Genomic DNA, 25,160 nt, shown 5'->3' with positions numbered 1-25,160 from the left:
ATGAACGCGAATAAAAAAATAATAATCATAGCACTGTCAACACTGGCAATAGGTTTATTGCTGGGTTGGTTGATTTTTGGCGGTTCGTCCGAAACCAAAATGGATGATGAGCACCAGTACACTACAGAAATGGCGGGTGAAACGGTGTGGACGTGCTCCATGCATCCTCAGATCCGTCAGGGTGAACCCGGAGACTGCCCTATTTGTGGTATGGATTTGATCCCATTGGATAATGATGATGGTGAGGAGCTAGACCCGATGGCTGTTAGTATGTCTCCAACGGCAATGCAACTGGCTGATATTAGAACAGCCACTGTGGGTACTATGGATCCGGTGAAGACAGTTAGGTTGAACGGGAAGGTGCAGGAAGATGAACGGCTAGTTTCCTCTCAATCCAGCCATATTCCCGGCAGGATTGAACGGCTTAACGTGAATTTCACAGGTGAATATGTACGCAGGGGCCAGGTAATAGCCTATATCTATTCCCCTGAATTAGTTACCGCCCAGGAGGAATTGTTTGAAGCGCAAAAAATAAAAGAGACACAGCCACAATTGTTTAAATCAGCCCGGGCCAAACTCAAAAACTGGAAGCTTTCAGACAGCCAGATAGATAAAATATTAGAAAGTGGCACCCCTTCCGATGAATTTCCAATCACGGCAGACATTTCAGGCTATGTGTTAAGCAAAAATGTAAACGTTGGCGATTATGTAAAACGGGGCGAACCCATCTATGAGATTGCCAATTTGTCTCGTGTATGGGTATTGTTTGATGTGTATGAGTCGGATATGCCCTGGATAAGTAAAGGAGACCAGGTGCAGTTCACAGTTCAATCACTGCCGGGAAAAACGTTTGAAAGCAAGATTAGTTTTTTAGACCCGGTTATTGATCCAAAAACCAGGGTAGCCAAAGCCCGGGTAGAAGTGCCCAATAAAGATAATCAGCTAAAACCCGAAATGTTTGTCTCCGGTACGGTAGAAGCTACATTGCCGAAAAAGTCAAATAACGTTGTAGTTCCGAAAACAGCCGTGATGTGGACAGGCAAGCGTTCGGTAGTTTATGTGAAAAATACTACTGGTAGTGGAGTAAGTTTCATGATGCGTGATGTGATGCTTGGGCCGGGTTTAGGTGACAGCTTTATCGTGGAGAGTGGACTGGAAGAAGGTGAAGAAATAGCCGTGAATGGCACCTTTAGTATTGATGCCGCTGCACAACTCGCAGGTAAACCAAGCATGATGAGCCCTGAAGGCGGCCCGGCCATGACAGGGCATAACCATGGGGGTAGGGAGATGCCCGCTTCCTCCGGTCAGGTTAAGGAAAAGGAGACCAATCCAGTCGCAATTAGTCAGAAGGCGAAAGAGGCATTGCAGCCCCTTTATACTGAATACCTCAAATTTAAGGATGCCTTAACGGCCGATGAATTTGATCAGGCTCAAAATACCGCTTTCGATCTCAAAACAAAACTTGATAAGGTGAATATGTCTGCTTTTACCGGTGAGTCACATAATGCATGGATGAGCTATAGTAGCGATCTTAAAAATGCACTGCAACATGTTCAGCACCTTAAAACGATAGCCGAACTCCGCACTACATTTCAGCAGGTATCTGAAGGTATGATTGCACTGACCAAAGCCTTTAACCCGTTGGATCAGACACTTTACGTTCAGTTTTGCCCTATGGCAGATGATAATAAGGGAGCAAATTGGTTGAGTGCCGAAGAGGAAATCCGCAATCCCTACTTCGGGGAATCTATGCTCACTTGCGGAGAGGTTGAAAACATATTAAAATAATCTATAACCCTATATTCAAATGAAACAATTCATATTAATAACACTTGTAACAATTTTCTGGAGCTGTGGTACATCAGACCGTAATTCTAATGAAAATAATCATTCCGATCATACTGAAGATGTATCGCAAGACAATAAAAATAAACCTAAAAGCCCTAAGCAAACGGCTATGGTAAATATAGGCGATAACCACATTCACATTGAATATAGTGCTCCGAGCGTAAGAAACCGTCAGATATTTGGAGGGCTGGTGGCTTATGATGAAGTATGGGTAGCGGGTGCACACAAGGCAACTAACATTACTTTTCAGGAAGATGTAATTATTAATGAAAAGCTTATTCCGGCAGGCAAATATGGGTTTTATACTATACCGGGACAAGAGAAATGGACGATCATATTAAATGAAGTCTGGGACATGCATTTGGCTGATGATTATAACCAGCAAAAAGACATTTTACGATTTGCCACTATTTCCCAACAGCTGGAAGAACCCGTTGAGACTTTAACCTATAACCTGGAAGTATTAGAAGAAAACACAGCCAGAATATCCTTAAGTTGGGCTGACAGGCAAATCTCTTTTGAAGTTAATAACGCTCAATGAGAAAGAACAATCAATATTATGTAAGAAAAACGCACCGGTGGTTAGGCGTAATCATTGGAGTGCAATTTCTTTTTTGGACTATTAGCGGCCTTTACTTTAGTTGGACCGATATAGATGAGATCCACGGTGATCATTTTATTGAAGAACATCGAAATCATACCGCAGCTATCGGCATACTACCCATACTGGATAGCACCGTTCAGATCAATGATATCTCCTTGAGGTTCATAGGTGAGCAGTCATACTTCTTTATAAATGACTCACTGCTTATTCACAGTCAAACTGGCTTGAAGAAGAATGGTGTCACAAAGAAGGAGGCAGAGTCGATAGCAAGAAAGCACGTTATTAAACAATATGAGATCAAATCGAGTGAGATGCTTACCGAAGTGGGGTCACACCACGAGTATAGGGGCAGGCCTTTGCCTGTATGGGAGATAGAGTTTGACAGCCCTGAAAACCTGACTGCCTATGTGTCTCAAAGAGACGGAAGTTTTCAAAGAGTAAGGCATCGCGCCTGGAGATGGTTTGATTTTTTATGGATGAGCCATACCATGGACTACGAAGGCAGAGATGACTTCAATAATTGGCTGTTGAGAATATTTTCTGTTTTTGGTTTGCTAACCGTACTCTCTGGCTTTACTCTATTCTTTATGACCAATAAAAAGAGAATTAAGAAAAAGGCTTTATAGGTATCATCGTATGAAAGAATGTTGCAAAACAGGGGATGAAAAAGCCCCTTCAAAATTAAAAAAAATGGGCTGGACGTATCATCTGGGGTGTAGTAATTCTCCTGGTGACTGGGATAGCCCTTATTCAAATGTTTAACTTTAAATAACAATAAAATGAGAACAAAAACAATTTTAGCAATGGCCCTGGCTTTAGTAAGCTTTGGAGCATTTGCTCAGCACGATCACGGTAGTCAAGGCGACAAAAAGGAAATGGGTCAGAAAATGGAGCCTACGTTCAAAGACAAAAATCTTGGCACAGCCTACGGTCATTACATCCATCTGAAAGAAGCCCTGGTAGCATCACAGACTGATGAGGCCAAAAAGGCTGCAATTAAACTGGAAGCGTCTTTAGGCGAAGTAGACAAGGGTCAGGCAGCTAAAGCAGAGGTAACAAAAGTGGTTTCGGCTACTGCTTTGGATGACCAGCGAAAAGCCTTCGCTTCGTTGAGTAATGAAATGACCACTTTAGTGAAAGATGGTGAACTCTCAATGGGAGAAGTATACCTTGAGTATTGCCCCATGGCAAATAACAATACAGGAGCCTACTGGCTTTCAAATCAGAAAGAAATCAAAAACCCATACTTCGGGGACAAAATGCTGAAGTGTGGAAGTGTAAAAGAAACAATCAAGTAACTATTAAATAATAATAAATAAGATCTTAAGACGTGACGTAAATTTTTGAAAAAATAAAAGTTTGCGTTTTGTCCTTGGACACTAAACAATCAGAAAAATGAAAACGACTCTATTAACAATCGGATTAGCATTGACAATTATCTCATGCAACAACTCAAAAACAGAAAAAAGAGCAGCTGAAACCACGAATGAAACGACAGCCAAAGCAGAGAATACGGCTGCCAGTGATCAAGAAGGTGAAAAAGCTATTACACCGATTATTGACGCTTATCTGGCAGTGAAAAACGGCCTTGTGAATGACAATCAAGAGGAAGCTGCCAAATCAGGAGGTACACTGGCTACAGCTCTGGCAAGTTTAGATATATCTCAATTTGATGCCGATAAGCAAACTGAGCTGCAGGAGATTGTGGAAGTAGCTAAAAACCATGGTGAGCATATCTCGGAGAGCGAAATTGGACATCAAAGAGAGCATTTTGAGGCCTTAAGCAAGGATATAAAAGACCTGACTGCTATTATCGGTACAGATAGAACCCTATACCACCAGTATTGCCCAATGTACAACGATAACAAAGGCGGTATGTGGCTAAGTGCCAGTGAGGAAATTAAAAATCCACTATTCGGTGATAAGATGATGAAGTGTGGCAAAGTACAGGAAGTCATTAGCTTGTAAGAGCGGTCATGAAAAAGGCAGCAATAATTATTTTGATTTTGGGCATAGGAATACAGTTTATTCCTGTGCCTAAAAATCAGAGCGATGAAGTATCTAAAACGGACTTTTTACAAACGGTTGAGGCACCTTTTAACATTCAGCAGATGATAAAAGCCTCTTGCTATGATTGCCATAGCAACAATACTAACTATCCGTGGTACGGCAGGGTTCGGCCATTTGCATGGTTGCTGCAGCAGCACATTGATGAGGGCAAGGACGAACTTAACTTCTCCACCTTTCAGGAATATTCCGGGCGCATGCAGCGTGAAAAAATTCGCTCAATGATTTCACAAATCAGCGATGGTGAAATGCCCCTAAAAGAATACCTCTGGATGCATCCGGAGGCAGAACTGACCAATGATGAAAAGGAACAATTAATTAAATATTTGGAAACACTAAATCCCTAATAACTTAAAGAAGCAACACCATGAAGAATTTTTTATATCTACTCACAGCGTTAATACTGGCTTCCTCTTGTAATTCGCCCACCTCGGATGAAAATCAGAAAACTGAGATGAAACAGGAAGAAGTAATTGATTTAGCTACAGAAGTGCAGGCAGTTAAAAAAGTAATGAAGACTTACAAAGAAACCCTGGAAAGCCTGAATGTGACAGATTCCTACGGATTGTTCACCGAGGATTCGGAGGTCCTGGAACAAGGAAAAATAGAAGGAACCTACCGAGACTATATCGCCAATCACATTGGGCCCGAACTTGGTCATTTTGAGTCATTCACTTTTAGCGAATATAAAATAGAAGTAGCTGTGAATATGCCGTATGCATTCACGACTGAGTCCTATATCTATAACATTGTTTTGACGGAAGATGGCCGCAAGGTGGAGCGTAAAGCAACGGCCACATCAATTTTGAAAAAGATGGATGATGAATGGAAAATTATCAAAACCCATAGTTCATCAAGAGCAGTGAAATAATTAGTGATAAAATCAAATATTATGAAAAATGATAAAATCGTATTTCTATTATTTACACTATTGATAAGCGGAGATCGAGCGGAATGCAGGTGCGGAGTTTCTTCTATCCAAAAACTTTTCTCTAATGGATAGTTATGACAATCGCTTTGGTGCCGGAGGTGGGCTCTCAATAAAATTTTGACAAACCTTTCAAATTTTAAAATTTAAGAAGGATGCAGTACGAACAGAAACATAAAAACAACTACATTAAATTTTCCGCAATGATTGCTACGGCAATGGTAGCGATGTTCTTTCTGACGTATAACCATTCCTACCAAATTATTAGCCGTTCTTCCAGAATTAGTGCTTTTTACATTTCTTCGCCTACCGTGCGAAAGATCAAAAAAATTCCTAGTAATAAACCTAAAGCCTCAGCAAAATGACCACTACGCTACATATAAAAAATATGGTTTGCCCCAGATGTATACTGGTTGTTGAAAATGAACTCAAAGCGCTGAGTGTGGATATAAAGGATGTGAAACTAGGCTATGCCCAGGTTGTTTTACCCAAAGGGATCACCCTTCCAATAGTAGATGATAAACTGAAAGAATTTGGCTTTGAATTGATATTTGAAGCAGACAGTATACTGGCTGAAGAAGTAAAAACGGCCGTGTTGGCATATTTGAAACATATAGAACAGGAAGGGAAAGAGGCCAAAAAACTTTCGGATTTCATTTCTTCAAAAATAGGCAAGAACTACAATTACATAAGCAAAATCTTTTCCAAACAAACAGGCCATACACTGGAAAAATACTACATACTCTTGCGTGTTGAAAAGGTGAAGGAATTGCTCGATTATGATCAGCTTAATGTGAGTGAAATAGCACTTCAGTTAGGCTACAGCAGTGTACACTATTTATCAAATCAATTCAGACGAATTACCGGATTGTCCATATCCGATTATAAAAAAAGAATACGGATTGATAGGGGATTTCTCGATGATCTATGACAGGATTTTATATAAAAAAGAAATCATTTTATACATCTTCATTAGACTATATATGGAGCCTATTTTATTGTACAACGCAATGAAAATTATTTTTGTAAGGAAATGAAAAAGATCATCATTTTTAGCTAGAGTGTCATTTTGTTGCGTGAAACTGATCCACTTTTCAAACTTTCTCAGTTTAAAAATCCTTACAAATAGTCCGTCAATTGATTAAGTCGATTACCTTATTATAGGTAAGATATTTAGTGTTTCCCTTGCTGAATCGAGTTAAATACCTTAAAATCCCTAAATAATTTCTGAAAGTCAAAATATCATAAATCTAAAGTGAAGAATTATAACCAAAAGACATTTGAGCTTGGTAAATTAACTGTTAATCTATGGTAGATCTAAAGCAGTAATCAATACGATTAAAAAATAAGAATAATTATGCAAATCAGTATACCTATTATCGCACTTATACTATTACTTGGAAACCTCACTGTGCTGGCTCAAAAGGACACCACCGTCTACAATCTCACTCTAAGACAAGAGATGGTTAATAAAGCCGGCAAAGATGTTAAAGGAATGACTGTTAATGGCAGCATCCCAGGGCCCACCCTCCGGTTCACTGAAGGAGAGTATGCGGTCATCTACGTAAAAAACGAAATGGACGTGGAAACCTCAGTTCATTGGCATGGACTGCTTTTACCTAATTTTTATGATGGGGTACCCTACTTGACCACTCCACCCATCGAGCCGGGCCATACCCAAAAATATGAATTCCCTTTAAAGCAATCCGGTACATACTGGTACCATTCGCATACCATGCTTCAGGAACAAAGTGGGGTTTACGGCTCTATTGTCATTCAACCAAAGGAAGAGCCCCTTGAATATGATAAAGAGTTGGTGATGGTGCTTTCAGACTGGACAAATGAAAATCCAATGAGCGTTCTTCGTTTTCTAAAAAGAGGAACGGAGTGGTATAACTGGCGAAAAGGAACGGCCACGCCACTGAACCAGGTAATCGCTCGTGGAGCACTGGGTGCACAGCTTAATTTTTGGAGGCAGAGAATGGAAAGTGCCGACATAGCAGATATTTATTACCCGGCTTTTTTGGTGAATGGCGAGCAAAAGCAAGAATACCCTGACTTCAAACCAGGTGAAAAAGTAAGGTTACGGATTATCAATGGCGCAGCTTCAACGCAGTTTTGGATGACCTTTGGTGGTGGAAATCCCACTATTGTTTCTGCCGATGGTCTTAATGTGGAGCCTGTTGCCCACAACAAGACCTTCATCGCCATAGCCGAAACGTATGATTTCATTGTGACTATTCCAGAAGAAGGCAAAATGGAATTTAAAATCACTGCGCAAGATGGATCCGGTACCGCATCCGCATTTCTGGGGCAAGGTGAAATGCTACCAGCACCTGCGGTGCCCCGGCCAGATAAAATTGCAATGATGAAGCAAATGTCCAAAATGGATATGCGTATGGGAGCCCCAGCCCTGAAATTCCGTCCAAAAAAAGTTGACCCTGAAAAAATGATGCGAAACTGGGGAATGCAGATGAAGGATGGAATGAGCGGCATGAACATGGACAACACGAAAAGTGACATATCAATGCATCAGGGGATGGATATGAAAAAGGACGATCCTGAAGAAACTAAAATGAGCGGAATGGGTGATGATAAAATGATGCAAACCTCACCACCATCAACCAATATGGAATCTGCAGAAATGGGCGGAATGAATATGTTTTCTGAATATAACTATGATTACCTCAAGTCTACAGAAAATACAACCTACTCGGAGGATGTTCCCGTAAAAGAAATTCTCTTAAATCTGACAGGTAATATGAGCCGCTATATCTGGAGTATGAATGGCATACCACTTTCTGAAACCGATAAGATTAAGATCAATGAAGGAGAAGTAACAAGGATTACTTTCAATAACCTTACCATGATGCACCACCCAATGCACTTACATGGTCATTTTTTCAGGGTAATCAATGAGAATGGAGATTATTCACCATTAAAGCATACCGTGAATGTGCCACCGATGCAAAAGGTAACGATTGAGTTTTATGGAAATGAATACGGTGACTGGTTCTTCCACTGTCATATCCTTTATCATATGATGGGTGGTATGGCACGTGTAGTAAGCTATGATACGCCAAGAGATCCACGAATGGAGCCATATCCCGTGTCCAAACTTGTGCATGAAACCAATCAGTTTTATACCTGGGGAATGGCTGATATTGCCTCCCACACTGGCGCACTAAATGTGGTTTCATCCAACATCCGAAACCAGTTCAATTTTTCGCTGGAATATGGCTGGAATGAAAATGTAGAAACTGAATTTTCTTATGAATATTATCTTTACGATTATGTGCGTGTCTTTGGGGGTGTAAATGTTGAAAATACCACACGAAATAGTCTGAATGATATAAAAACCACGGCAGTGGCCGGTATTCGATTGTTCACCCCTTATATGTTTAATGTGGACTTGCGAATTGATAACGAATTGAGACCAAGAGTAGGTATAGGTCGATCTGTAATGCTTTTCCCAAGATTTATTGTTTTTGGCTATTATGAATATCAGCTAGATGCCGGTTGGGTAAATGATCTTGAGAGCAATGTGGGCTATACTCAGGAAATTGTGTGGAACGCAGGTGCGGAGTTTCTCCTATCTAAAAACTTTTCTCTAATGGGTAGTTTTGACAATCGCTTCGGTGCTGGTGGAGGACTCTCGATAAGATTTTGATTAAAAAATTAAGGTTATAACAATTAAACTATAAAACCAAAAAGATGGAAAACAAACAAAAAAACGATAGCAATTACCTTAAATTTTTCGCAATGATAGCCACATCAATGGTGGCCATGTTCTTTCTAATGTACACCCATTCTTATCAAATCATTGATCATTTCTGGTTTAGCGAAACCAGGTTTTTTATGACACTGATCATGGCCGGTTCCATGATCATCATAATGCTTCTGTATATGCTGAATATGTATAAAAAGCGAGGGGCAAACATAGCAATCATCGGCTTGGGTATCGTATTGATTACCGGTGGTATAGGATTGGTGAGAAGTCAGGTAACCGTCACGGGTGTTGACTACATGGAAGGCATGATTCCACATCATTCAATTGCTATTCTGACAAGTGAGCGTGCTCAAATAAAAGATGTAAGGGTGAGGAAACTCGCTGACGAAATTATTAAAGCTCAACGCAGGGAAATTATGGAAATGCAATGGCTGATCAACGACATCAAAGAAAATGGTGTAGTGGAGACAGAAGAGGAAAAAGAAAATCGGCCTTTACCTAAGTTCGAGGGTTCACTTGAAGAAGAAACACGAAACCTGACTGAATAGCAGGCTGACTTACTTAATCGTTTTTCTAAGGGAGTACCTAAATAGGTATGTAACAATTGTTACAGCATTTTATCTTATATCTTATTAAGATATAAGTCAACAAAAAAAGAAAGACTATGAAATACTATCACGAAAAAGCATTGAAGAACATAAGCTTCGAGGCAGCTATCGAAAAAGTTACGGAAGCACTTAAAGAAGAAGGGTTTGGTATCCTTACTGAAATTGATGTAAAGGAAACGCTGAAGAAAAAACTGGACGAAGATTTTCGTCCTTACAAGATTTTAGGTGCATGCAATCCTCCTTTTGCACACAAGGCGCTATTAGCCGAAGATAAAATTGGTGCCATGCTACCCTGCAATGTTATTGTTCAGCAATTGGATGATGGCATAATAGAAATAGCGGCAGTGGATCCGATGGCTTCCATGCAGGCCGTAGGGAATAAAGACTTAGTCAAAATAGCAGAAGAAATCCGATCAAAGCTTAAATCAGTAGTTGAAAGATTTTGAGAAATAATTATCTAGACTTAAAACCACTCAAATTATGATGTATGGATGGATTATCGGGGCGATACTAATTGTGGTTTTAATTGTCGCATTGGGAAGAGGCAACACCTTTAACAAAAGAACTAACGGGACTGGGGACAGTAATACTAATAATTCAGCGATGGAAATCCTTAAAAACCGCTATGCCAAAGGGGACATAGATAAAGAAGAGTTTGAGGAAAGAAAAGCTGAAATTGGAAAATAAACAAATGAATAATTGAATATGGATATATCAGAAATAAGAATCGCTAAACAGGAAAATAATCACATGATCCCTTACAAAGTAAAATCTGAATCCGGTACAGTGGAGGTCGATACCACGTGGGGAGCATCCAGCCTATGCAGGTCTCAGATGGCGTAATTACCGTAGGCGAACTAAAAGTACACTACCATCAAAAAATGAAATTGCCAATTATTGATGCAAGAAAACCGGACACTACCGATAGTATTAGCATCCCCGGTTCAAAGAATATTCCTTATGATGAGGTGGCGGAAAGAATAGATGAATTAGATAAAGATCATCCCAGCATATTTTTTTGTAACGGCCCGCAATGTCCACAATCGCAAACAGCTATTAAAAATCTTTTAGACGCGGGCTATCCGGCTGACAGATTATTATACTACCGAGGAGGTATGCATGACTGGATAACCTTGGGGTTGCCTGTACAAGGAAACCTTCAAGAAAAATAATCTTCATTAAAAGAGTTTAAATTTTACAATGACACAATATAAAGAAAACAGCCTTAGCCTAACTGGTGCGGTAGCATTAGGTACAGGCGTTATGATAGGTGCCGGAATATTTGCCCTGCTAGGCCAGGTAGCAGAACTATCAGGAGCCTTGTTCCCGGTAGCATTTTTAGTAGGAGCCGTCATATCGGGTTTCAGCGCCTATTCCTATATTAAAGTCTCGAATAAATATCCTTCAGCTGGAGGCATAGCCATGATCCTGAAGAAAGCTTACGGCAAGGGAACCATGACTGCTGCTGCCTCACTGCTCATGGCTTTTTCCATGATCATCAACGAAAGCCTGGTAGCCAGGACATTCGGCACCTATACCTTACAGTTGTTTGACGTGGCTGATAACAGCTACCTTGTTCCTTTGCTTGGGGTAGTTTTGCTTATCATAGCCTTTCTTGTCAACATCTCCGGGAATAATTTTATAGGCAAGTCTTCGCTGATCTTGGCGATTATTAAGATTGGAGGCATCACCATTTTTGCAATTGGAGGACTGTGGGCCACAGGCTTCTCACTTGAACAAGCTCTACCTCAGCCACAAGCTGAAAACTATTCCATCGCCAGCTATTTAGGTGCTTTTGCACTATCCATTCTGGCCTTCAAGGGGTTCACGACAATAACTAACAGCGGAGGCGAGATCACCAATCCGCATAAAAATGTAGGTCGGGCAATTATTATCTCGTTAGCTATTTGCCTGGTAATTTACCTGCTGGTATCATTAGCAGTGTCAGTGAACTTGTCAATACCTAAAATCATAGAGGCAAAAGATTATGCCCTGGCCGAAGCTTCACGCCCTGCTTTCGGTAAATATGGGTTATGGTTTACGGTAGGTATTGCCATAATAGCAACAGTATCTGGGATTATCGCCAGCATCTTTGCCGTTTCCCGGATGACTGCCATGCTTACAGACATGAAACTGATACCGCACAGCCATTTTGGTATGCCTGGGGGCATTCAAAAGCACATGCTGGTTTATACAGTAGTTATTGCCATCATCTTAACGGTATTCTTCGACCTCAGCAGAATAGCTTCCCTGGGAGCTATATTTTACCTGGTGATGGATATTGGTATACATTGGGGTGTGCTCAGACATCTGCGCAAGGAAGTAAAAGCCAAAGCCGGTATCGTAATCACCGCTATCATTCTTGATGTAATAGTGTTGGGAGCGTTTCTCTGGGTGAAAGGAACAAGTGATGTGTTAGTGGTGATTGTATCGGTGGTATTGATGGCGCTCATCTTCATTGCTGAACATTGGTTTTTGAAAACAAGACGTGAATCAGGGGAAGATGAATAGTGATCCTTAAAGAATTTTAACACCATTAAGACAATAGAAATGAATTACGAATTAAATGCGAAAAAAAATAAAGTCCAGGGGGAGATCGGATATGGTATTATGTGGCTTTTTGTGGTGGCGTTGATCGAAGGCATATCTTACGCCAAGGGTTTTGAAGGTATATTTTACCATATCGTGGCTGTACCAGCAGGTATAGCGGCTGTGTATAAATTTTATATTGGAATTACACAATACAAAAAGATAAACCGATAAGTAACTGAGCTATCCTTCTAAGTCTTAAATTAATAGATAAATGCACTGGCCGTTATTTCTAGTTTCTGTTTTATTGCTATTTACGATAGGATATGACTTTTTCTTTACGGTCATATCCATCAATGGAGCAGGTTCGATTTCCTCCAGATTATCTGCCTTGATTTCAACGGTATTTTTAAAAATGAATTATGCGTTAAAAACAAGAAGAGTTCTTAAATATTCCGGAGTGTCCATTATACTATCACTTATTATTTGGTGGATTGGGGGCTTATGGTTAGGGTTTTATCTATTGATACTGTCCGATGAGCTCTCTGTTGTTACAGCTTCTACTGGAACTGCCGCTGATATGTCAGATAAATTTTACTACAGCGGTTATATACTTTCTACTATGGGAAATGGTGATTTTGTACCGGGATCTTCTCGCTGGCAAATAGTAATAGCCATTTTTTCATTTTCAGGGTTTATCTTCATTACTACTGCCATGACCTATCTTATCTCTGTGTCGTCAGCCGTTATTCATAAGAGATCACTCGCCCTTTTTATTACCGATATGACAGTGCTTGATGAAGACGAAGATAGAATGAACTGCTTATATGAAAATGAAGCGGATCTTAGAAGTATGATCAACCGCCATAATCAGAATCATTTGGCATATCCTGTGGTGCATTACTTTTTCAGTATGGATAAAAAAGCTTCCTTTTCTTTTGGCTTATGGGAGTTAAATGAAGTGATTGTCTTAATTCAAAATAACCATGCTCATCGGCCACATAAATTAAAACCACTCATTCAGGCTATTGATAGCTATTTGAACACAATGAGTGAGGCTTTTATTCCCAGGGTTCAAAGAGATAACGAAACTGAAGGAGTGAACTCAGGCGAATTGCGCAAAGAGCAACTTCACAACTTATTGAAAAGTGACGGTTGGAACCTCACACAAAACGAAATAACATGAAAAATTATGATGGATCACGGAACAAATTTTGGTATGCACGGTGGTGTCTGGATGTGGCTCTTTTGGGGGCTGTTGCTGGTAGTATTAGTACTTTTAATTGTCTGGTTGGTAAAGCAGATACGGAAATAATTTAAACCTAAAGAGATATGAAAGAACCTTTCAGAATAAACAGAAGAAAATTTTTGGCAAAGGCTGGAGCAAGTGCTGCGGTAACCATGATATGGCCTTTCTTTTCTTCCTGCGACAGTCAATCTTCCACTACAGCAAAGCCTGAACTCGGCAAGGATTTTCAGCCCGATATTGATTTGGAACTGAAAGCGGTACAGCGTGACTTATCCATTTTATCCGGTTCAAAAACAAAGGTGTGGGCGTATGAGGGGAAATTAATTAAGGGCAACAAGGAGGCGCTTCAAACCCTAGAAGGGACTTATCTGGGGCCGGTCATCAAAGTAAGTAAAGGACAGAAGGTCCGTATTCGCTTCCAAAATGACTTGCCGGAAGAGAGTATTGTTCACTGGCATGGTATGCATGTGCCGGAACGGTACGATGGTCACCCACAGGACGTAATTAATAGCGGAGAAACCTACATCTACGAATATGAAGTAATGAACCGGGCTGGTACCTATTGGTTCCATCCCCATCCGCATGGCCGCACCGGACCGCAGGTGTATAATGGACTGGCAGGCCTTTTACTGGTTACCGATGAGGAAGAACAACAACTTAACTTACCGCAAGGGGAGTATGATCTGCCGGTCGTAATTCAGGATCGCACTTTTGATGAAAACAATCAACTCGTTTATTTGAACAATGGCCAGATGGACCGCATGACAGGTTTTTTAGGAAACCGGATATTGATCAATGGCAGTCCTGAACAAAGGTTAAACCTGAAAGCGGGCTGCAAATACAGGTTGAGGTTACTGAACGGCTCAAACTCACGGATCTACAAACTGGCCTGGGAAGACGGTAGCCCAGTGACTGTTTTTGGCATTGACGGAAGCTTGCTAAGTACCCCCAAAGAATTACCCTATCTCATGCTCGGCCCGGCAAAAAGAGTGGATGTTTGGCTGGATCTAACCGACAAACCTGAAGGCACCGAATTGACCATGAAAAACGCGTCCTTCCCACTGGAGATAATGTCTGGTGGCATGATGGGTGATGGAGGTATGATGCAAGGTGCTGAAAGCGATCTGCCACAGGGTAATGAATATCCTGTGTTTACCGTACTTGCCAAGAGTTCAGGGTCTAATGATCATACCTTACAACGGCAATTAGCCAAGCCGGATTACATTGATCCCTCAACAGCTAGAAATCTAAACGCCCCGCGACAATTTACCTTCGCTATGGGACACATGGAGTGGACGATCAACGGACGTACCTGGGAAACCACCGAAGTAGCTGATGAAGAGACCGTAAAGCTCGGAAGCACCGAAGTTTGGGAACTGATCAATGGCGGAGGTATGATGGGTAATGATGATAATGGTGGAGGCATGATGGATGGTCACGGAATGATGGGCGATGGCGGCATGATGGGCGGTGAAAATGATATGATGAACAACCAGGGAATGATGGGCAATATGATGCAGATGCCTCATCCGATCCATATTCACCAGGTACAGTTCAATATTATAGAAAGAGATGTCGCTAATGTGGATCCCGAATTATGGGATGCTATAAAAGATGGTTTTGTAGATGAAGGCTGGCACGATACCGTTTTACTGATGCCCGGGATGAAAGCCAAAATCATCATGCAGTTCAAAGACTTTAAGGGCTTGTTTGTATACCACTGCCACAACCTTGAGCATGAGGATATGGGCATGATGCGGAATTTTAAAATCGTATAAGCAATGGATGATCTAAGCTTTGGTATTTTCGTTGTGCCGGTTATTACCCTATTGGTGATTATTACGTTATATATCCATTTTTTTAGGAAGGTAGCAGATAAGGGTAAATATCGGTATTTCATCGTTTACACAGCTATTGTAGCCTTTATACTAAATTTTGTTTGGGAGGTAGCGCAGGGACCTTTATATAAGAATTTTCAATACGATTTTGAGCATGTTTCTTTTTGTGCATTGGCCTCCATAGCAGATATGCTCATGGTGCTCGTACTGCTCTTCTTATTTGGCCTTATATATAGAAACGTTTATTGGATTAGCCGTTTAAAATTAACCAGAGCTTTACTATTAATCCTTGTTGGTTTTCTAGGTGCTATTTTGGCGGAGTTGTGGCATACATGGCGAGGAGACTGGTCATATGCCGATGCGATGCCAATGCTCCCTCTCATTGAAGTAGGTGTTTCACCGGTCTTGCAATTTTCTGTTTTACCGTTGATCATATTTGCCATAAGCAGAAAGAAAATAAGAAATGGGTAGCAATTTTATTATTTTGTAGACACAATTATGAAGCACGAAAAACAAGCAAAACTGAACAAAATAAAAGGAGCATTCGGCTATGCCGTGATGTGGTATTTTTTAGCTGGTTTAATTGAAGTACTGCTGTATTTGGGTGAAATTGAAATGCTTATATATCATATTGTTGCGCTAATTCTAATTGCGGCAGGGTGTTTTAAAATCTACAAAGGATTTCAGTTTTACAAGCGCTATAAAAATGAAGGATAACATGAAAATTTTTATTGCAAAACAATTTTTATTATACTATGTATTTAACCCTATGAAAATATGAGGAAACCTAGAAAAATACTCGTAATGAAAGGTTTTGAGCTGCTTAAATTATTACAACTGGTTTACCACGAAGAGAAAAACTGCCTAGCTAAAGGCTATTTTGTATAACCTCAAAAAAACAATTAAATCATTGCAAATATGAATGATATATTAGATCTATGGGGAGAATCCTCTAAAACCGCCTTGGGGTTTTTCTGGAAATCAGGCTGGGCCTTTGTGCTCGGTTATTTGGTCAGTGGGATAATTCAAGCATTTGTTCCCAAAAAGAAACTCAGCAGGTATATGGGCGAAAGTAGTGTGAAGAGCGTTTCATTATCCACATTCTTCGGTTCTATTTCCTCATCCTGCTCTTTTGCTGCTTTGTCAGCGGCAAGGGCACTATTTCAGAAAGGGGCACACTTCATAAGTACAGTGGCGTTTATGTTTGCTTCCACTAATCTGGTCATAGAATTAGGAATTTTGATTTTTATATTCCTGGGTTGGCAATTTATAGTAGCTGAAGTAATAGGTGGTTTGATTTTGATAACTATTAGTGGACTTATTATCAAGCTTACTTATCCTAAAAAATGGATTAAAGCTGCCAGGGAGAAAGTGGAGGAAGATTCTACCGAGGAAGAGGATTTTGATTGGAGAAAAAGAATTAAGTCTAAAGAAGGCTGGTTTTTAGTCGGGAAGAAATTTGTGATGGAATGGAAAATGGCATGGGAGGATATTCTTATAGGCTTTACCATAGCAGGATTCGTTTCCGTATTAGTCCCTCAGTCTTTCTGGGAGGCGATCTTTTTAAACGGAATGCAAGGGCAATTGCCGGAATTTGTTATTCGTTTAGAAAACGCATTGGTCGCTCCATTTGTGGCGGCAGCTACGTTCATAGGGTCCATGGGAAATATACCCCTTGCTACGGTGCTCAATGAAAATGGAATTTTGTTTGCCGGATTAATGGGCTTTATTTATTCCGACCTGATGGTGCCACCATTGGTCAATATGAATAGAAAATATTATGGCACCCGCATAGCCCTTTACATTGCCGGTGTGATGTATGTAAGCATCGTCATTACGGCATTGATCCTCAATTATAGCTTTGATCTATTAGGCGTATTACCCGAGGGCAGCCGGAAAGTAAAAGAAGTGACGCAATTCAAGATTGATTACACTTTCTATTTTAACATCGTATTCGCTGCATTTACTGCACTCATGCTATACTTCAATTTCAGGACAAAGAAGATGGAAACCGATGGAGGCCATGATCATGATCACGGAGGTGGCGGTATTTCTTTCAAGAGAGTCGTTGTATACTTATTTGTGCTGATATTGGTTATTGGAGCATTAATCTACTTACTATAAATGGAACATCACGAACACAAAGAACATCATCAAGATCATGCTGATCACTCAAGCGGTCACCACGACCACCATGCCCAGATGATCGAGGATTTTAAGAAGCGGTTTTATATCAATACTGTGCTATCTATTCCTGTGCTGGCTTTTTCTGAAATGATCCAGGGATTCCTGGGCTTTTCATTCAGCTTTCCTGGAATGGGCAATGTAGCTGCTGGGTTGGCTACCTTCATATTTATCTATGGAGGCTGGCCATTTCTTAAAGGTCTAAAAAAGGAACTCTCTGAAGGTGGTCCGGGTATGATGACATTGATTGCCATTGCAATTACAGTCGCATGGGCTTACAGCACCGCAGTTGTTTTCGGTCTGGAGGGTAAAGTATTTTATTGGGAGTTGGTCACTCTGATTGACATTATGCTCTTAGGGCATTGGCTAGAGATGCGTTCTATCATGGGAGCCTCTAAAGCACTAGAGAAGCTTGCAGAGCTGATGCCATCAGAGGCACATAAAGTAGATGGTGATAATATTCATGATGTCAAAATCAGTGAACTCAAGAAGGGTGATATCATCCTTATCAAATCTGGAGAAAAAGTACCAGCTGACGGAAAAATTGTTGAAGGGAGCAGTGATTTAAACGAAAGTGCCTTAACGGGAGAAAGCAAGCCTGTTGAAAAATCAAAAGGTGATGAAGTTATTGGTGGTGCAATTAACGGTGATGGTACCATAAAAGTGGAAGTGAAATCTTCCGGTGAGGATAGTTACTTACAGAAGGTTATTAAGCTGGTAGAAGAAGCACAACAAACCAAGTCCAAAACGCAAAACCTCGCCAACACAGCTGCAGGATGGTTAGCTTACATCGCCATTGGAGTTGGAGTAGTCACCTTCATTGCCTGGGCTTTCTTTAGCTCGCAGGGCATGGACTTTGCACTTGAACGTATGGTTACGGTGATGATTATTACTTGTCCTCACGCATTAGGATTAGCCGTCCCGTTGGTAGTAGCGATTTCTACTGCTCTATCTGCCAAGAATGGCTTACTTATCAGAAATAGAACCGCTTTTGAAAACAGCCGAAAAATATCAGTCATCGTTTTTGATAAAACAGGAACACTAACAGAGGGAAATTTCGGAGTGAACAGAGTTGTCTCATTGGAGGATGAACCGGAAGGTGATTTGCTTTCCAAAGCGGCTGCCATTGAGCAAAGTTCTGAACATCCAATTGCCAAAGGGATTGTAAAAGAGGCTAAATCGCGTGAACTCAAATTTCCTTCTATTTCTGATTTTGGCTCCACCAAAGGCAAAGGGGTGAGTGCAAAAATTGACGGCTCAACTTATCAAATAGTGAGTCCCGGATATCTGGAAGAAGAAGAAATAGACTTACCTGAGGAAGCCAATTCAAACAAAGCAGAGACAGTCGTATTCATTCTTAAAGAAAGTCAATTGATAGGTTTCATTGCATTAGCAGATCAAATCAGAAAGGAGAGCAAATCCGCAATTGAAACGCTGAAAGAAAAAGGCATCAAAGTATTGATGGCCACTGGAGATAATGAACAAACAGCCAAGGCAGTAGCTGACGAATTAAAGCTCGATGGTTACTACAGCCAGGTGTTGCCTCATGAGAAGTCAGAATTGATCGAGAAACTTCAAAGTGAGGATGAGTTTGTTGCCATGACGGGAGACGGTGTAAATGATGCTCCAGCATTGGCAAAAGCAGATATCGGCATTGCCGTAGGCTCAGGTACAGATGTAGCTGCAGAAACTGCTGACATCATTCTTACCGAGAGCAGCCCATCTGATATTGCTAACCTGATCTTATTCGGAAGAGCAACCTACAAGAAGATGGTTCAGAATCTTATTTGGGCGACTGGCTATAACGTGGTGGCTATTCCATTAGCAGCCGGTGTTTTGTTTTATCAAGGTATCATGATCAATCCGGCTGTAGGTGCAGGACTTATGAGCCTGAGTACGATTGTATGTGCGGCTAATGCGCAATTATTGAGACTAAAATTCAAATAATAAGCAATTGAAGTTTTTAATAACATGAATCAAATATTTCATATTAAAAATATGGTTTGCCCGCGCTGTATAACAGCGGTTAAGCAACTCATGGAAGAATTAGAGATACCCTTTCAAAATGTGGAGCTGGGTAAGATTGAACTCAAAGAAGGATTAGGGGATGAGGGTAAAAGCAGGTTAAATCAAGCACTGGAAGCCGTGGGATTTTCTCTTATAGATGATCGCAAAAGCCGTCTGATAGAGCAGATGAAAAATTTGATTGTTCAAAAGATTCATCATTCACAGGATGTTTTAGATGTGAAATGGGCTGATTTGATCGCTGACCAACTCAACTATGACTATAAATATCTCGGCATGCTTTTTTCTTCGGTAGAAAGCATCACCCTTGAGCAATATATCATCCGCCAGAAAATTGAGCGCATTAAGGAATTGCTGATCTATGATGAACTTACACTGAGCCAAATAGCCTTTCAGTTAGGATACAGCAGTGCGGCACATTTAAGTAGTCAATTTAAAAAAGTCACTGGTATGACACCTTCTCAGTTTAAAAGTACTGTTGATAGAAAAAGAAACACATTGGATAACATATAATTATTCAATATTCAAATCCAGATGCTTCGGCATACTGACAATTTTGTAAAACCTTAAGCAAATCCTATAGTACTTATTCCTTCTGCACTTCCGAATTTTGTATTGTTCATCTCAGAACATATAGATTAAAAATGATATATGGAAGCCATAGATATTATTGAACCAAAAAGAAGACCATCTCAAAAGATGGACAAGACACTAAAAAAATCCTTTCCTGTAACGGGGATGACTTGCGCCTCATGTGCCTCCAGCGTGGAGTCCATCCTTACCCATACTGAAGGTGTGGCCAAGGCAAGTGTCAATTTCGCTAATAGTTCGGTATTAGTAGAATATAACGATTCACTCACCTCAGAGGATTTGCGTAAGGCGCTACAGTCAGTTGGTTATGATTTGATTATTGACGCTGAAAACCCATCAGAAGCGCAGCAGGAGCTTCAGGAAAAGCATTATCAGGAAGTAAAAAGACGAACCATTTGGTCTGCTATCTTAACGCTACCGGTATTCATTCAGGGCATGTTCTACATGGACTGGGTGCCGGGCAGATGGATTTCTCTGGCATTTACCATTCCGGTTTTATTCTGGTTTGGCAGAAGTTTTTTCATTAATGCCTATAAACAAGCCAGGCACGGGAAGGCCAACATGGATACGTTGGTGGCCCTGAGTACGGGGATTGCATTCATTTTCAGCTTGTTCAATACCTTATTTCCTGAGTTTTGGCACAATAGGGGCATACATCCACATGTGTATTATGAAGCGGCTACCGTAATCATCACTTTCATCTCACTGGGAAAAGTATTGGAGGAAAAAGCGAAATCCAATACCTCTTCTGCCATCAAAAAACTAATGGGTTTACAGCCCAAAACATTGAGAGTGATTGTGGATGGAGAGGAAGTGGAAATGCCCATTGCCTCGGTTGAGGTGGGTTATACCATTTTGGTTCGTCCGGGGGAGAAGATACCTGTAGATGGTGAAGTGGCCGAGGGAAATTCTTTTGTGGATGAAAGCATGATTACAGGAGAACCCATACCGGTGGAGAAAAGCAAAGGTGAAAAAGTGTTTGCAGGGACGGTCAACCAGAAAGGTAGCTTTCGCTTTACGGCTGAGAAAGTAGCCGGGGATACCTTACTTGCCCAAATAATCAAAATGGTGCAAGAAGCCCAGGGGAGTAAAGCCCCGGTTCAAAAGCTGGTGGATAAGATAGCCGGAATATTCGTGCCGATAGTAATGGTTATTTCCATCGTGACTTTTATTACCTGGATGTTGGTAGGTGGAGATGATGCCTTCACGCATGCATTGCTTACCTCGGTAGCTGTATTGGTGATCGCCTGCCCCTGTGCTTTGGGGCTAGCTACCCCAACGGCTATTATGGTTGGTGTCGGAAAGGGCGCTGAAAACAATATTCTGATCAAAGACGCTGAAAGCCTGGAATTAGGATATCAGGTAAATGCTGTTGTTTTAGACAAAACGGGCACCATCACCGAAGGGAAGCCGGTCGTTACGGATATCTTTTGGGAAGATGAGGAGCAATCCGAAAAGCTCAAGCCCATGGTACTGGCCATGGAGTCGCAATCGGAACATCCTTTGGCAGAAGCGGTGGTTCAAAAGCTAAAAGAGGAAGGCATTAAATCTGCAACCATTTCACAGTTTAACAGCATTACGGGGCGGGGGGTTGAAGCAAAGTATAAAAATGGCACGAGCTTCTATATCGGTAACCAAAGATTGCTTGCCGAACATAATATCAGTGTGAGTAATCAACTTGACAAAAAAGCCAAAACACTTCGGGAGGAAGCTAAAACAGTCATCTTTTTTGCCAATCAAGATCAGGCTTTAGCTGTGCTGGCAATTGCCGATAAGATTAAGGAAACATCTAAAAAAGCTATTGAAACCCTTCAGGAAAGAAACATTAACGTGTACATGCTCACCGGTGATAATCAGCAAACAGCCCATGCAGTTGCCGAACAGGTAGGCCTTAAGGAGTTTAAAGCAGAAGTATTGCCTTCCGACAAAGCAGATTTTGTAAAAGGGCTACAAGTCAAAGGAAAAATTGTGGCGATGGTTGGAGATGGCATCAACGACTCACACGCTCTGGCACAAGCCGATGTGAGTATTGCGATGGGCAAAGGTTCTGACATAGCAATGGATGTGGCGAAGATGACGTTGATAACTTCAGACCTGCAGTCCATACCCAAAGCACTTAAGCTATCTAAGAAAACCGTATTGGGTATTCGTCAGAACCTCTTTTGGGCATTCATTTACAACATTATCGGTATCCCGATAGCAGCCGGGCTTTTATACCCGGTAAACGGCTTTTTACTTGATCCGATGATTGCGGGCATGGCGATGGCCTTCAGTTCGGTATCGGTAGTAGCCAATAGTCTGCGGTTGAAAGCAGCTAAAATTTAAGAATCAAATTATAAACTTTAAATAGACTAAATAATGAACACTTTAAAATTCAAAACCAATATCAATTGTAGCGGATGCCTTTCAAAAGTGACTCCCTTCTTGAACGAGGAAAAGAACATAAAAAAATGGGATGTCAACCTTGAAAGTGATGACCGCATACTTACTGTAGAAACTTCTGATCTGACTGAAGAAGAAGTAAAGAAAACGGTACAGAAAGCGGGTTTTAATGCTGAGGCAGTGTAGTGTAAGGATTTCTGGATATCCATTGGGTTTCAGAAGTCCTACTTTTCCTGGTAGTCCAATCTAACTTTGCAATACCTTTGCATTGTGTAATTACGTATATTTGCAAAAATGAAAATCGCGTGCTACATATTGAGCTTTTACTTAATAATCCTTGCCGGAATGGCCTGTGTGGATACCGTTCCCCTTAAGGATAGCGAGGAAAGTATTACAGTAGTCAACGCTGCGGATAATAATCATGACCATGACCACAATCAGGGGTGGGATGGTTGCTCACCGCTTTGCGTTTGCCATTGCTGCCACGTGCATTTTTTATCTACTTCGGGAATAGCCTTTACCCATCCCGAAAAATTACCTACCATTTATACTGCTTATTTTCAGGATTTCAACAGCATTGAAATCTCTGGATTTCTCAAGCCCCCCAAATCATAATTCTTCTTGCCTTACAGGATAAGTATGCACCGTTGATAAGTCCTTTTTATCAGGACTCAGTAAGCATTTTACTTACCCTGTCAGGCATTTTCTTTTAATGAGCCTTTAGTACTCAAAGGCAAAAACTCATTGTGTTCAATCTTATTCAGAAAGTTGAAAAAATTGAATAAAAACAAAACGAAAAAAAGGAAAAGAAGAAGGAAGAAAATCACGCTTAAACTGGTGCTGAAGTGGTTTTTCATTGTGCTTATTAGCGCAATTCTATTGGTAGCCATGATCGTAAGGCTCCTTCACTTTTTCATTTTCCATGTCAAATAATTTAAAGTCGTATGATCAATAAAATCATTTCTTTTTCAATAAAGAATAAATTCATCGTGGGCCTGCTTACGCTGGCACTCATTGGAGTGGGTATATACTCCATGTACACGGTCAATCTGGGCTCTGTACCCGACATTACCAATAACCAAGTCCAGGTGATGACTGTGTCTCAAAATCTGGCCACAGAAGATATAGAACAGTTCGTCACCTATCCGGTGGAATTAGCCATGGGGAATCTGCCGGGCGTTACAGAAATCCGTTCAGTATCCCGTTTTGGGTTATCCGTAGTTACTATCGTATTTGAAGACGAAATGGGGATATACAAACCCCGGCAACTGGTACAGGAAAAACTCAACGAAGTACGTGACAAAATCCCTGAAAAGTTCGGCAGCCCTTCTATGGGCCCCATTACAACAGGTCTGGGAGAAATATACCAATATACCATAAAACCAAAGCCTGGGTATGATACTGTTTATACCCCTACAGAACTGCGGACCATTCAAGACTGGATTGTAAAACGCCAGATGACACTGGTAGATGGTGTGGTAGATGTCAATGCCTTCGGGGGTAAAATAAAGCAATATGAAATAGCTATCAATCCTGAAAAACTTAACGCACTGAATGTATCCATCTCAGAAGTTTTTGAAGCCCTTCAGCGCAATAATGTAAATACAGGAGGTGCATATATAGAGAAGAACAACATGGCCAATTTCATTCGTGGAGAAGGTCTTGTGCGTTCGCTTGACGACATCCGGGATATAGTGGTACGGAATGAAAACAACATTCCTGTCACGATTGGTGATGTGGCAGAGACAGTGCATTTCGGAAATCAAGTACGCTATGGAGCCTTTACGCAGGATGGTAAAGAAGCCGTTGGGGGTATGGTGCTTATGCTCAAGGGTGCCAATCCTAATTCTGTCATTCAGAATGTACAGGAACGAATGGAAAAAGTGCAGAAGTCTTTGCCAGAAGGCTTGGAAATAAAACCATTTCTTGACCGTAGTTCCCTGATCGAAAGAACTACCAGTACAGTGAAAACGAACCTTCTAGAGGGTGCCCTCATTGTGATATTTGCCTTGGTAATACTATTGGGTAGCATCCGCGGTGGTATTATCACCGCCACAACTATTCCGCTTTCCCTTCTTTTTGCCTTCATTCTGATGAAGCAATTTGGTGTCTGGGCCAACCTTATGAGCTTAGGGGCTATTGACTTTGGAATTATTATAGATGGTGCGGTAATCATTATTGAAGGCACAGTGTACGAAATACAGAAGCGCATCCGATCAGGAAAAATTAAGTTCAACCAGGGCGTGATGGATGAGGTGGCTTATGATGCCGGCAGTACGATGATGAGTTCAGCATTTTTTGGACAGATTATCATTCTTATTGTATTTGCCCCGATTCTATTCCTTACAGGTGTAGAAGGTAAAATGTTCCAGCCTATGGCCTACACCTTTGGGTTCGCGATGATTGGTGCTATCTTCCTTTGCCTGACTTATGTTCCAATGATGTCAGCATTATTCATGAAGCCCATCCAAAACAAAAAGAACCGGTTTGGCCGATTTGAACGCTGGTTGGAAAGAGTAAGTGATAAAATCATTGATGGTATTCAATGGGCTTATATGCCCTTGCTGAAAGGTGCCC

26 protein-coding genes are annotated in these 25,160 nt (G+C 41.0%); all 26 read left to right on the top strand.

All coding sequences use genetic code 11. The annotated features are described in order from the left end of the window. Nucleotides 1-1,788 carry an efflux RND transporter periplasmic adaptor subunit gene (locus tag JKP34_RS16810; protein ID WP_201924026.1) on the top strand — a complete coding sequence of 596 codons (1,788 nt, stop codon included), beginning with the start codon at nucleotides 1-3 and terminating at the stop codon, nucleotides 1,786-1,788. Between the two features lie 19 nt (nucleotides 1,789-1,807). Continuing rightward, on the top strand, nucleotides 1,808-2,389 hold the full coding sequence (locus JKP34_RS16805) for a DUF2911 domain-containing protein (RefSeq protein ID WP_201924024.1): 582 nt from the start codon (nucleotides 1,808-1,810) through the stop codon (nucleotides 2,387-2,389). After that, nucleotides 2,386-3,078, top strand: coding sequence for a hypothetical protein (locus tag JKP34_RS16800; RefSeq protein WP_188467851.1), 693 nt, complete (start codon nucleotides 2,386-2,388; stop codon nucleotides 3,076-3,078). The genes JKP34_RS16805 and JKP34_RS16800 overlap by 4 nt, the downstream gene beginning before the upstream one ends. 153 nt (nucleotides 3,079-3,231) lie before the next feature. Continuing rightward, nucleotides 3,232-3,750: a DUF3347 domain-containing protein gene (locus JKP34_RS16795; RefSeq protein WP_201924023.1), complete on the top strand. Its 519-nt coding sequence runs from the start codon at nucleotides 3,232-3,234 to the stop codon at nucleotides 3,748-3,750. 97 nt (nucleotides 3,751-3,847) lie between these two features. Next, nucleotides 3,848-4,420, top strand: a complete 573-nt coding sequence (locus tag JKP34_RS16790) for a DUF3347 domain-containing protein (protein ID WP_201924021.1) — start codon at nucleotides 3,848-3,850, stop codon at nucleotides 4,418-4,420. Nucleotides 4,421-4,428: 8 nt separating this feature from the next. Further along, nucleotides 4,429-4,866: a heme-binding domain-containing protein gene (locus tag JKP34_RS16785; protein WP_201924018.1), complete on the top strand. Its 438-nt coding sequence runs from the start codon at nucleotides 4,429-4,431 to the stop codon at nucleotides 4,864-4,866. A gap of 20 nt (nucleotides 4,867-4,886) precedes the next feature. After that, a complete protein-coding gene (locus JKP34_RS16780) occupies nucleotides 4,887-5,390 on the top strand; it encodes a YybH family protein (protein ID WP_236665047.1) in 504 nt (167 codons plus the stop codon). 418 nt (nucleotides 5,391-5,808) lie between these two features. Beyond that, nucleotides 5,809-6,378 (top strand): helix-turn-helix domain-containing protein, encoded by a 570-nt coding sequence (locus JKP34_RS16775; RefSeq protein WP_201924016.1) that lies wholly within the window; start codon nucleotides 5,809-5,811, stop codon nucleotides 6,376-6,378. A 426-nt stretch (nucleotides 6,379-6,804) separates the two neighbouring features. Next, complete coding sequence (locus JKP34_RS16770; protein ID WP_201924014.1) at nucleotides 6,805-9,117, top strand: multicopper oxidase domain-containing protein; 2,313 nt, start codon at nucleotides 6,805-6,807, stop codon at nucleotides 9,115-9,117. A gap of 44 nt (nucleotides 9,118-9,161) precedes the next feature. Then, entirely contained in the window at nucleotides 9,162-9,725 is a 564-nt protein-coding gene (locus JKP34_RS16765) for a DUF305 domain-containing protein (protein WP_201924007.1), read from the top strand. Between the two features lie 116 nt (nucleotides 9,726-9,841). Further along, on the top strand, nucleotides 9,842-10,231 hold the full coding sequence (locus tag JKP34_RS16760; RefSeq protein WP_201924005.1) for a DUF302 domain-containing protein: 390 nt from the start codon (nucleotides 9,842-9,844) through the stop codon (nucleotides 10,229-10,231). A gap of 34 nt (nucleotides 10,232-10,265) precedes the next feature. After that, nucleotides 10,266-10,472 (top strand): SHOCT domain-containing protein, encoded by a 207-nt coding sequence (locus JKP34_RS16755; protein WP_201924002.1) that lies wholly within the window; start codon nucleotides 10,266-10,268, stop codon nucleotides 10,470-10,472. 134 nt (nucleotides 10,473-10,606) lie between these two features. Continuing rightward, nucleotides 10,607-10,957 (top strand): rhodanese-like domain-containing protein, encoded by a 351-nt coding sequence (locus JKP34_RS16750; protein ID WP_236665046.1) that lies wholly within the window; start codon nucleotides 10,607-10,609, stop codon nucleotides 10,955-10,957. A 28-nt stretch (nucleotides 10,958-10,985) separates the two neighbouring features. Further along, nucleotides 10,986-12,296 carry an APC family permease gene (locus tag JKP34_RS16745; RefSeq protein WP_201924000.1) on the top strand — a complete coding sequence of 437 codons (1,311 nt, stop codon included), beginning with the start codon at nucleotides 10,986-10,988 and terminating at the stop codon, nucleotides 12,294-12,296. A gap of 39 nt (nucleotides 12,297-12,335) precedes the next feature. Then, nucleotides 12,336-12,548, top strand: a complete 213-nt coding sequence (locus tag JKP34_RS16740; RefSeq protein ID WP_201923998.1) for a hypothetical protein — start codon at nucleotides 12,336-12,338, stop codon at nucleotides 12,546-12,548. Nucleotides 12,549-12,588: 40 nt separating this feature from the next. Further along, on the top strand, nucleotides 12,589-13,500 hold the full coding sequence (locus JKP34_RS16735; RefSeq protein ID WP_201923996.1) for a potassium channel family protein: 912 nt from the start codon (nucleotides 12,589-12,591) through the stop codon (nucleotides 13,498-13,500). Between the two features lie 146 nt (nucleotides 13,501-13,646). Then, nucleotides 13,647-15,341, top strand: a complete 1,695-nt coding sequence (locus tag JKP34_RS16730) for a multicopper oxidase family protein (protein ID WP_201923994.1) — start codon at nucleotides 13,647-13,649, stop codon at nucleotides 15,339-15,341. A 3-nt stretch (nucleotides 15,342-15,344) separates the two neighbouring features. Continuing rightward, a complete protein-coding gene (locus tag JKP34_RS16725) occupies nucleotides 15,345-15,872 on the top strand; it encodes a hypothetical protein (protein ID WP_201923990.1) in 528 nt (175 codons plus the stop codon). 27 nt (nucleotides 15,873-15,899) lie between these two features. Continuing rightward, nucleotides 15,900-16,118 (top strand): hypothetical protein, encoded by a 219-nt coding sequence (locus JKP34_RS16720; RefSeq protein ID WP_201923989.1) that lies wholly within the window; start codon nucleotides 15,900-15,902, stop codon nucleotides 16,116-16,118. A 201-nt stretch (nucleotides 16,119-16,319) separates the two neighbouring features. Then, nucleotides 16,320-17,525, top strand: coding sequence for a permease (locus tag JKP34_RS16715; protein WP_201923988.1), 1,206 nt, complete (start codon nucleotides 16,320-16,322; stop codon nucleotides 17,523-17,525). Further along, nucleotides 17,526-19,532, top strand: a complete 2,007-nt coding sequence (locus JKP34_RS16710; RefSeq protein WP_201923987.1) for a copper-translocating P-type ATPase — start codon at nucleotides 17,526-17,528, stop codon at nucleotides 19,530-19,532. It abuts the gene before it with no gap. A gap of 24 nt (nucleotides 19,533-19,556) precedes the next feature. After that, nucleotides 19,557-20,123 (top strand): helix-turn-helix domain-containing protein, encoded by a 567-nt coding sequence (locus tag JKP34_RS16705; RefSeq protein WP_201923986.1) that lies wholly within the window; start codon nucleotides 19,557-19,559, stop codon nucleotides 20,121-20,123. A 138-nt stretch (nucleotides 20,124-20,261) separates the two neighbouring features. Then, complete coding sequence (locus JKP34_RS16700) at nucleotides 20,262-22,526, top strand: heavy metal translocating P-type ATPase (protein WP_201923985.1); 2,265 nt, start codon at nucleotides 20,262-20,264, stop codon at nucleotides 22,524-22,526. A 33-nt stretch (nucleotides 22,527-22,559) separates the two neighbouring features. After that, the gene (locus JKP34_RS16695) at nucleotides 22,560-22,769 is read left to right on the top strand and encodes a heavy-metal-associated domain-containing protein (protein WP_201923983.1); all 210 of its coding nucleotides are present in this window, start codon (nucleotides 22,560-22,562) and stop codon (nucleotides 22,767-22,769) included. Nucleotides 22,770-22,877: 108 nt separating this feature from the next. Continuing rightward, entirely contained in the window at nucleotides 22,878-23,198 is a 321-nt protein-coding gene (locus JKP34_RS16690; protein ID WP_201923982.1) for a DUF6660 family protein, read from the top strand. A gap of 329 nt (nucleotides 23,199-23,527) precedes the next feature. Continuing rightward, a partial coding sequence (locus JKP34_RS16685; protein ID WP_201923980.1) for an efflux RND transporter permease subunit occupies nucleotides 23,528-25,160 on the top strand: 1,633 nt, incomplete at its 3' end.

The organism is Marivirga atlantica (assembly GCF_016734805.1).
Classification (GTDB): domain Bacteria; phylum Bacteroidota; class Bacteroidia; order Cytophagales; family Cyclobacteriaceae; genus Marivirga; species Marivirga atlantica.
This window is presented reverse-complemented; position numbering and strand designations above follow the sequence as displayed.

What these genes read in the sequence shown, in the direction of transcription:
- JKP34_RS16810 (WP_201924026.1), top strand. Translation starts at nt 1, where the DNA reads ATGAACGCGAATAAAAAAATAATAATCATAGCACTGTCAACACTGGCA.
- JKP34_RS16805 (WP_201924024.1), top strand. Translation starts at nt 1,808, where the DNA reads ATGAAACAATTCATATTAATAACACTTGTAACAATTTTCTGGAGCTGT.
- JKP34_RS16800 (WP_188467851.1), top strand. Translation starts at nt 2,386, where the DNA reads ATGAGAAAGAACAATCAATATTATGTAAGAAAAACGCACCGGTGGTTA.
- JKP34_RS16795 (WP_201924023.1), top strand. Translation starts at nt 3,232, where the DNA reads ATGAGAACAAAAACAATTTTAGCAATGGCCCTGGCTTTAGTAAGCTTT.
- JKP34_RS16790 (WP_201924021.1), top strand. Translation starts at nt 3,848, where the DNA reads ATGAAAACGACTCTATTAACAATCGGATTAGCATTGACAATTATCTCA.
- JKP34_RS16785 (WP_201924018.1), top strand. Translation starts at nt 4,429, where the DNA reads ATGAAAAAGGCAGCAATAATTATTTTGATTTTGGGCATAGGAATACAG.
- JKP34_RS16780 (WP_236665047.1), top strand. Translation starts at nt 4,887, where the DNA reads ATGAAGAATTTTTTATATCTACTCACAGCGTTAATACTGGCTTCCTCT.
- JKP34_RS16775 (WP_201924016.1), top strand. Translation starts at nt 5,809, where the DNA reads ATGACCACTACGCTACATATAAAAAATATGGTTTGCCCCAGATGTATA.
- JKP34_RS16770 (WP_201924014.1), top strand. Translation starts at nt 6,805, where the DNA reads ATGCAAATCAGTATACCTATTATCGCACTTATACTATTACTTGGAAAC.
- JKP34_RS16765 (WP_201924007.1), top strand. Translation starts at nt 9,162, where the DNA reads ATGGAAAACAAACAAAAAAACGATAGCAATTACCTTAAATTTTTCGCA.
- JKP34_RS16760 (WP_201924005.1), top strand. Translation starts at nt 9,842, where the DNA reads ATGAAATACTATCACGAAAAAGCATTGAAGAACATAAGCTTCGAGGCA.
- JKP34_RS16755 (WP_201924002.1), top strand. Translation starts at nt 10,266, where the DNA reads ATGATGTATGGATGGATTATCGGGGCGATACTAATTGTGGTTTTAATT.
- JKP34_RS16750 (WP_236665046.1), top strand. Translation starts at nt 10,607, where the DNA reads ATGCAGGTCTCAGATGGCGTAATTACCGTAGGCGAACTAAAAGTACAC.
- JKP34_RS16745 (WP_201924000.1), top strand. Translation starts at nt 10,986, where the DNA reads ATGACACAATATAAAGAAAACAGCCTTAGCCTAACTGGTGCGGTAGCA.
- JKP34_RS16740 (WP_201923998.1), top strand. Translation starts at nt 12,336, where the DNA reads ATGAATTACGAATTAAATGCGAAAAAAAATAAAGTCCAGGGGGAGATC.
- JKP34_RS16735 (WP_201923996.1), top strand. Translation starts at nt 12,589, where the DNA reads ATGCACTGGCCGTTATTTCTAGTTTCTGTTTTATTGCTATTTACGATA.
- JKP34_RS16730 (WP_201923994.1), top strand. Translation starts at nt 13,647, where the DNA reads ATGAAAGAACCTTTCAGAATAAACAGAAGAAAATTTTTGGCAAAGGCT.
- JKP34_RS16725 (WP_201923990.1), top strand. Translation starts at nt 15,345, where the DNA reads ATGGATGATCTAAGCTTTGGTATTTTCGTTGTGCCGGTTATTACCCTA.
- JKP34_RS16720 (WP_201923989.1), top strand. Translation starts at nt 15,900, where the DNA reads ATGAAGCACGAAAAACAAGCAAAACTGAACAAAATAAAAGGAGCATTC.
- JKP34_RS16715 (WP_201923988.1), top strand. Translation starts at nt 16,320, where the DNA reads ATGAATGATATATTAGATCTATGGGGAGAATCCTCTAAAACCGCCTTG.
- JKP34_RS16710 (WP_201923987.1), top strand. Translation starts at nt 17,526, where the DNA reads ATGGAACATCACGAACACAAAGAACATCATCAAGATCATGCTGATCAC.
- JKP34_RS16705 (WP_201923986.1), top strand. Translation starts at nt 19,557, where the DNA reads ATGAATCAAATATTTCATATTAAAAATATGGTTTGCCCGCGCTGTATA.
- JKP34_RS16700 (WP_201923985.1), top strand. Translation starts at nt 20,262, where the DNA reads ATGGAAGCCATAGATATTATTGAACCAAAAAGAAGACCATCTCAAAAG.
- JKP34_RS16695 (WP_201923983.1), top strand. Translation starts at nt 22,560, where the DNA reads ATGAACACTTTAAAATTCAAAACCAATATCAATTGTAGCGGATGCCTT.
- JKP34_RS16690 (WP_201923982.1), top strand. Translation starts at nt 22,878, where the DNA reads ATGAAAATCGCGTGCTACATATTGAGCTTTTACTTAATAATCCTTGCC.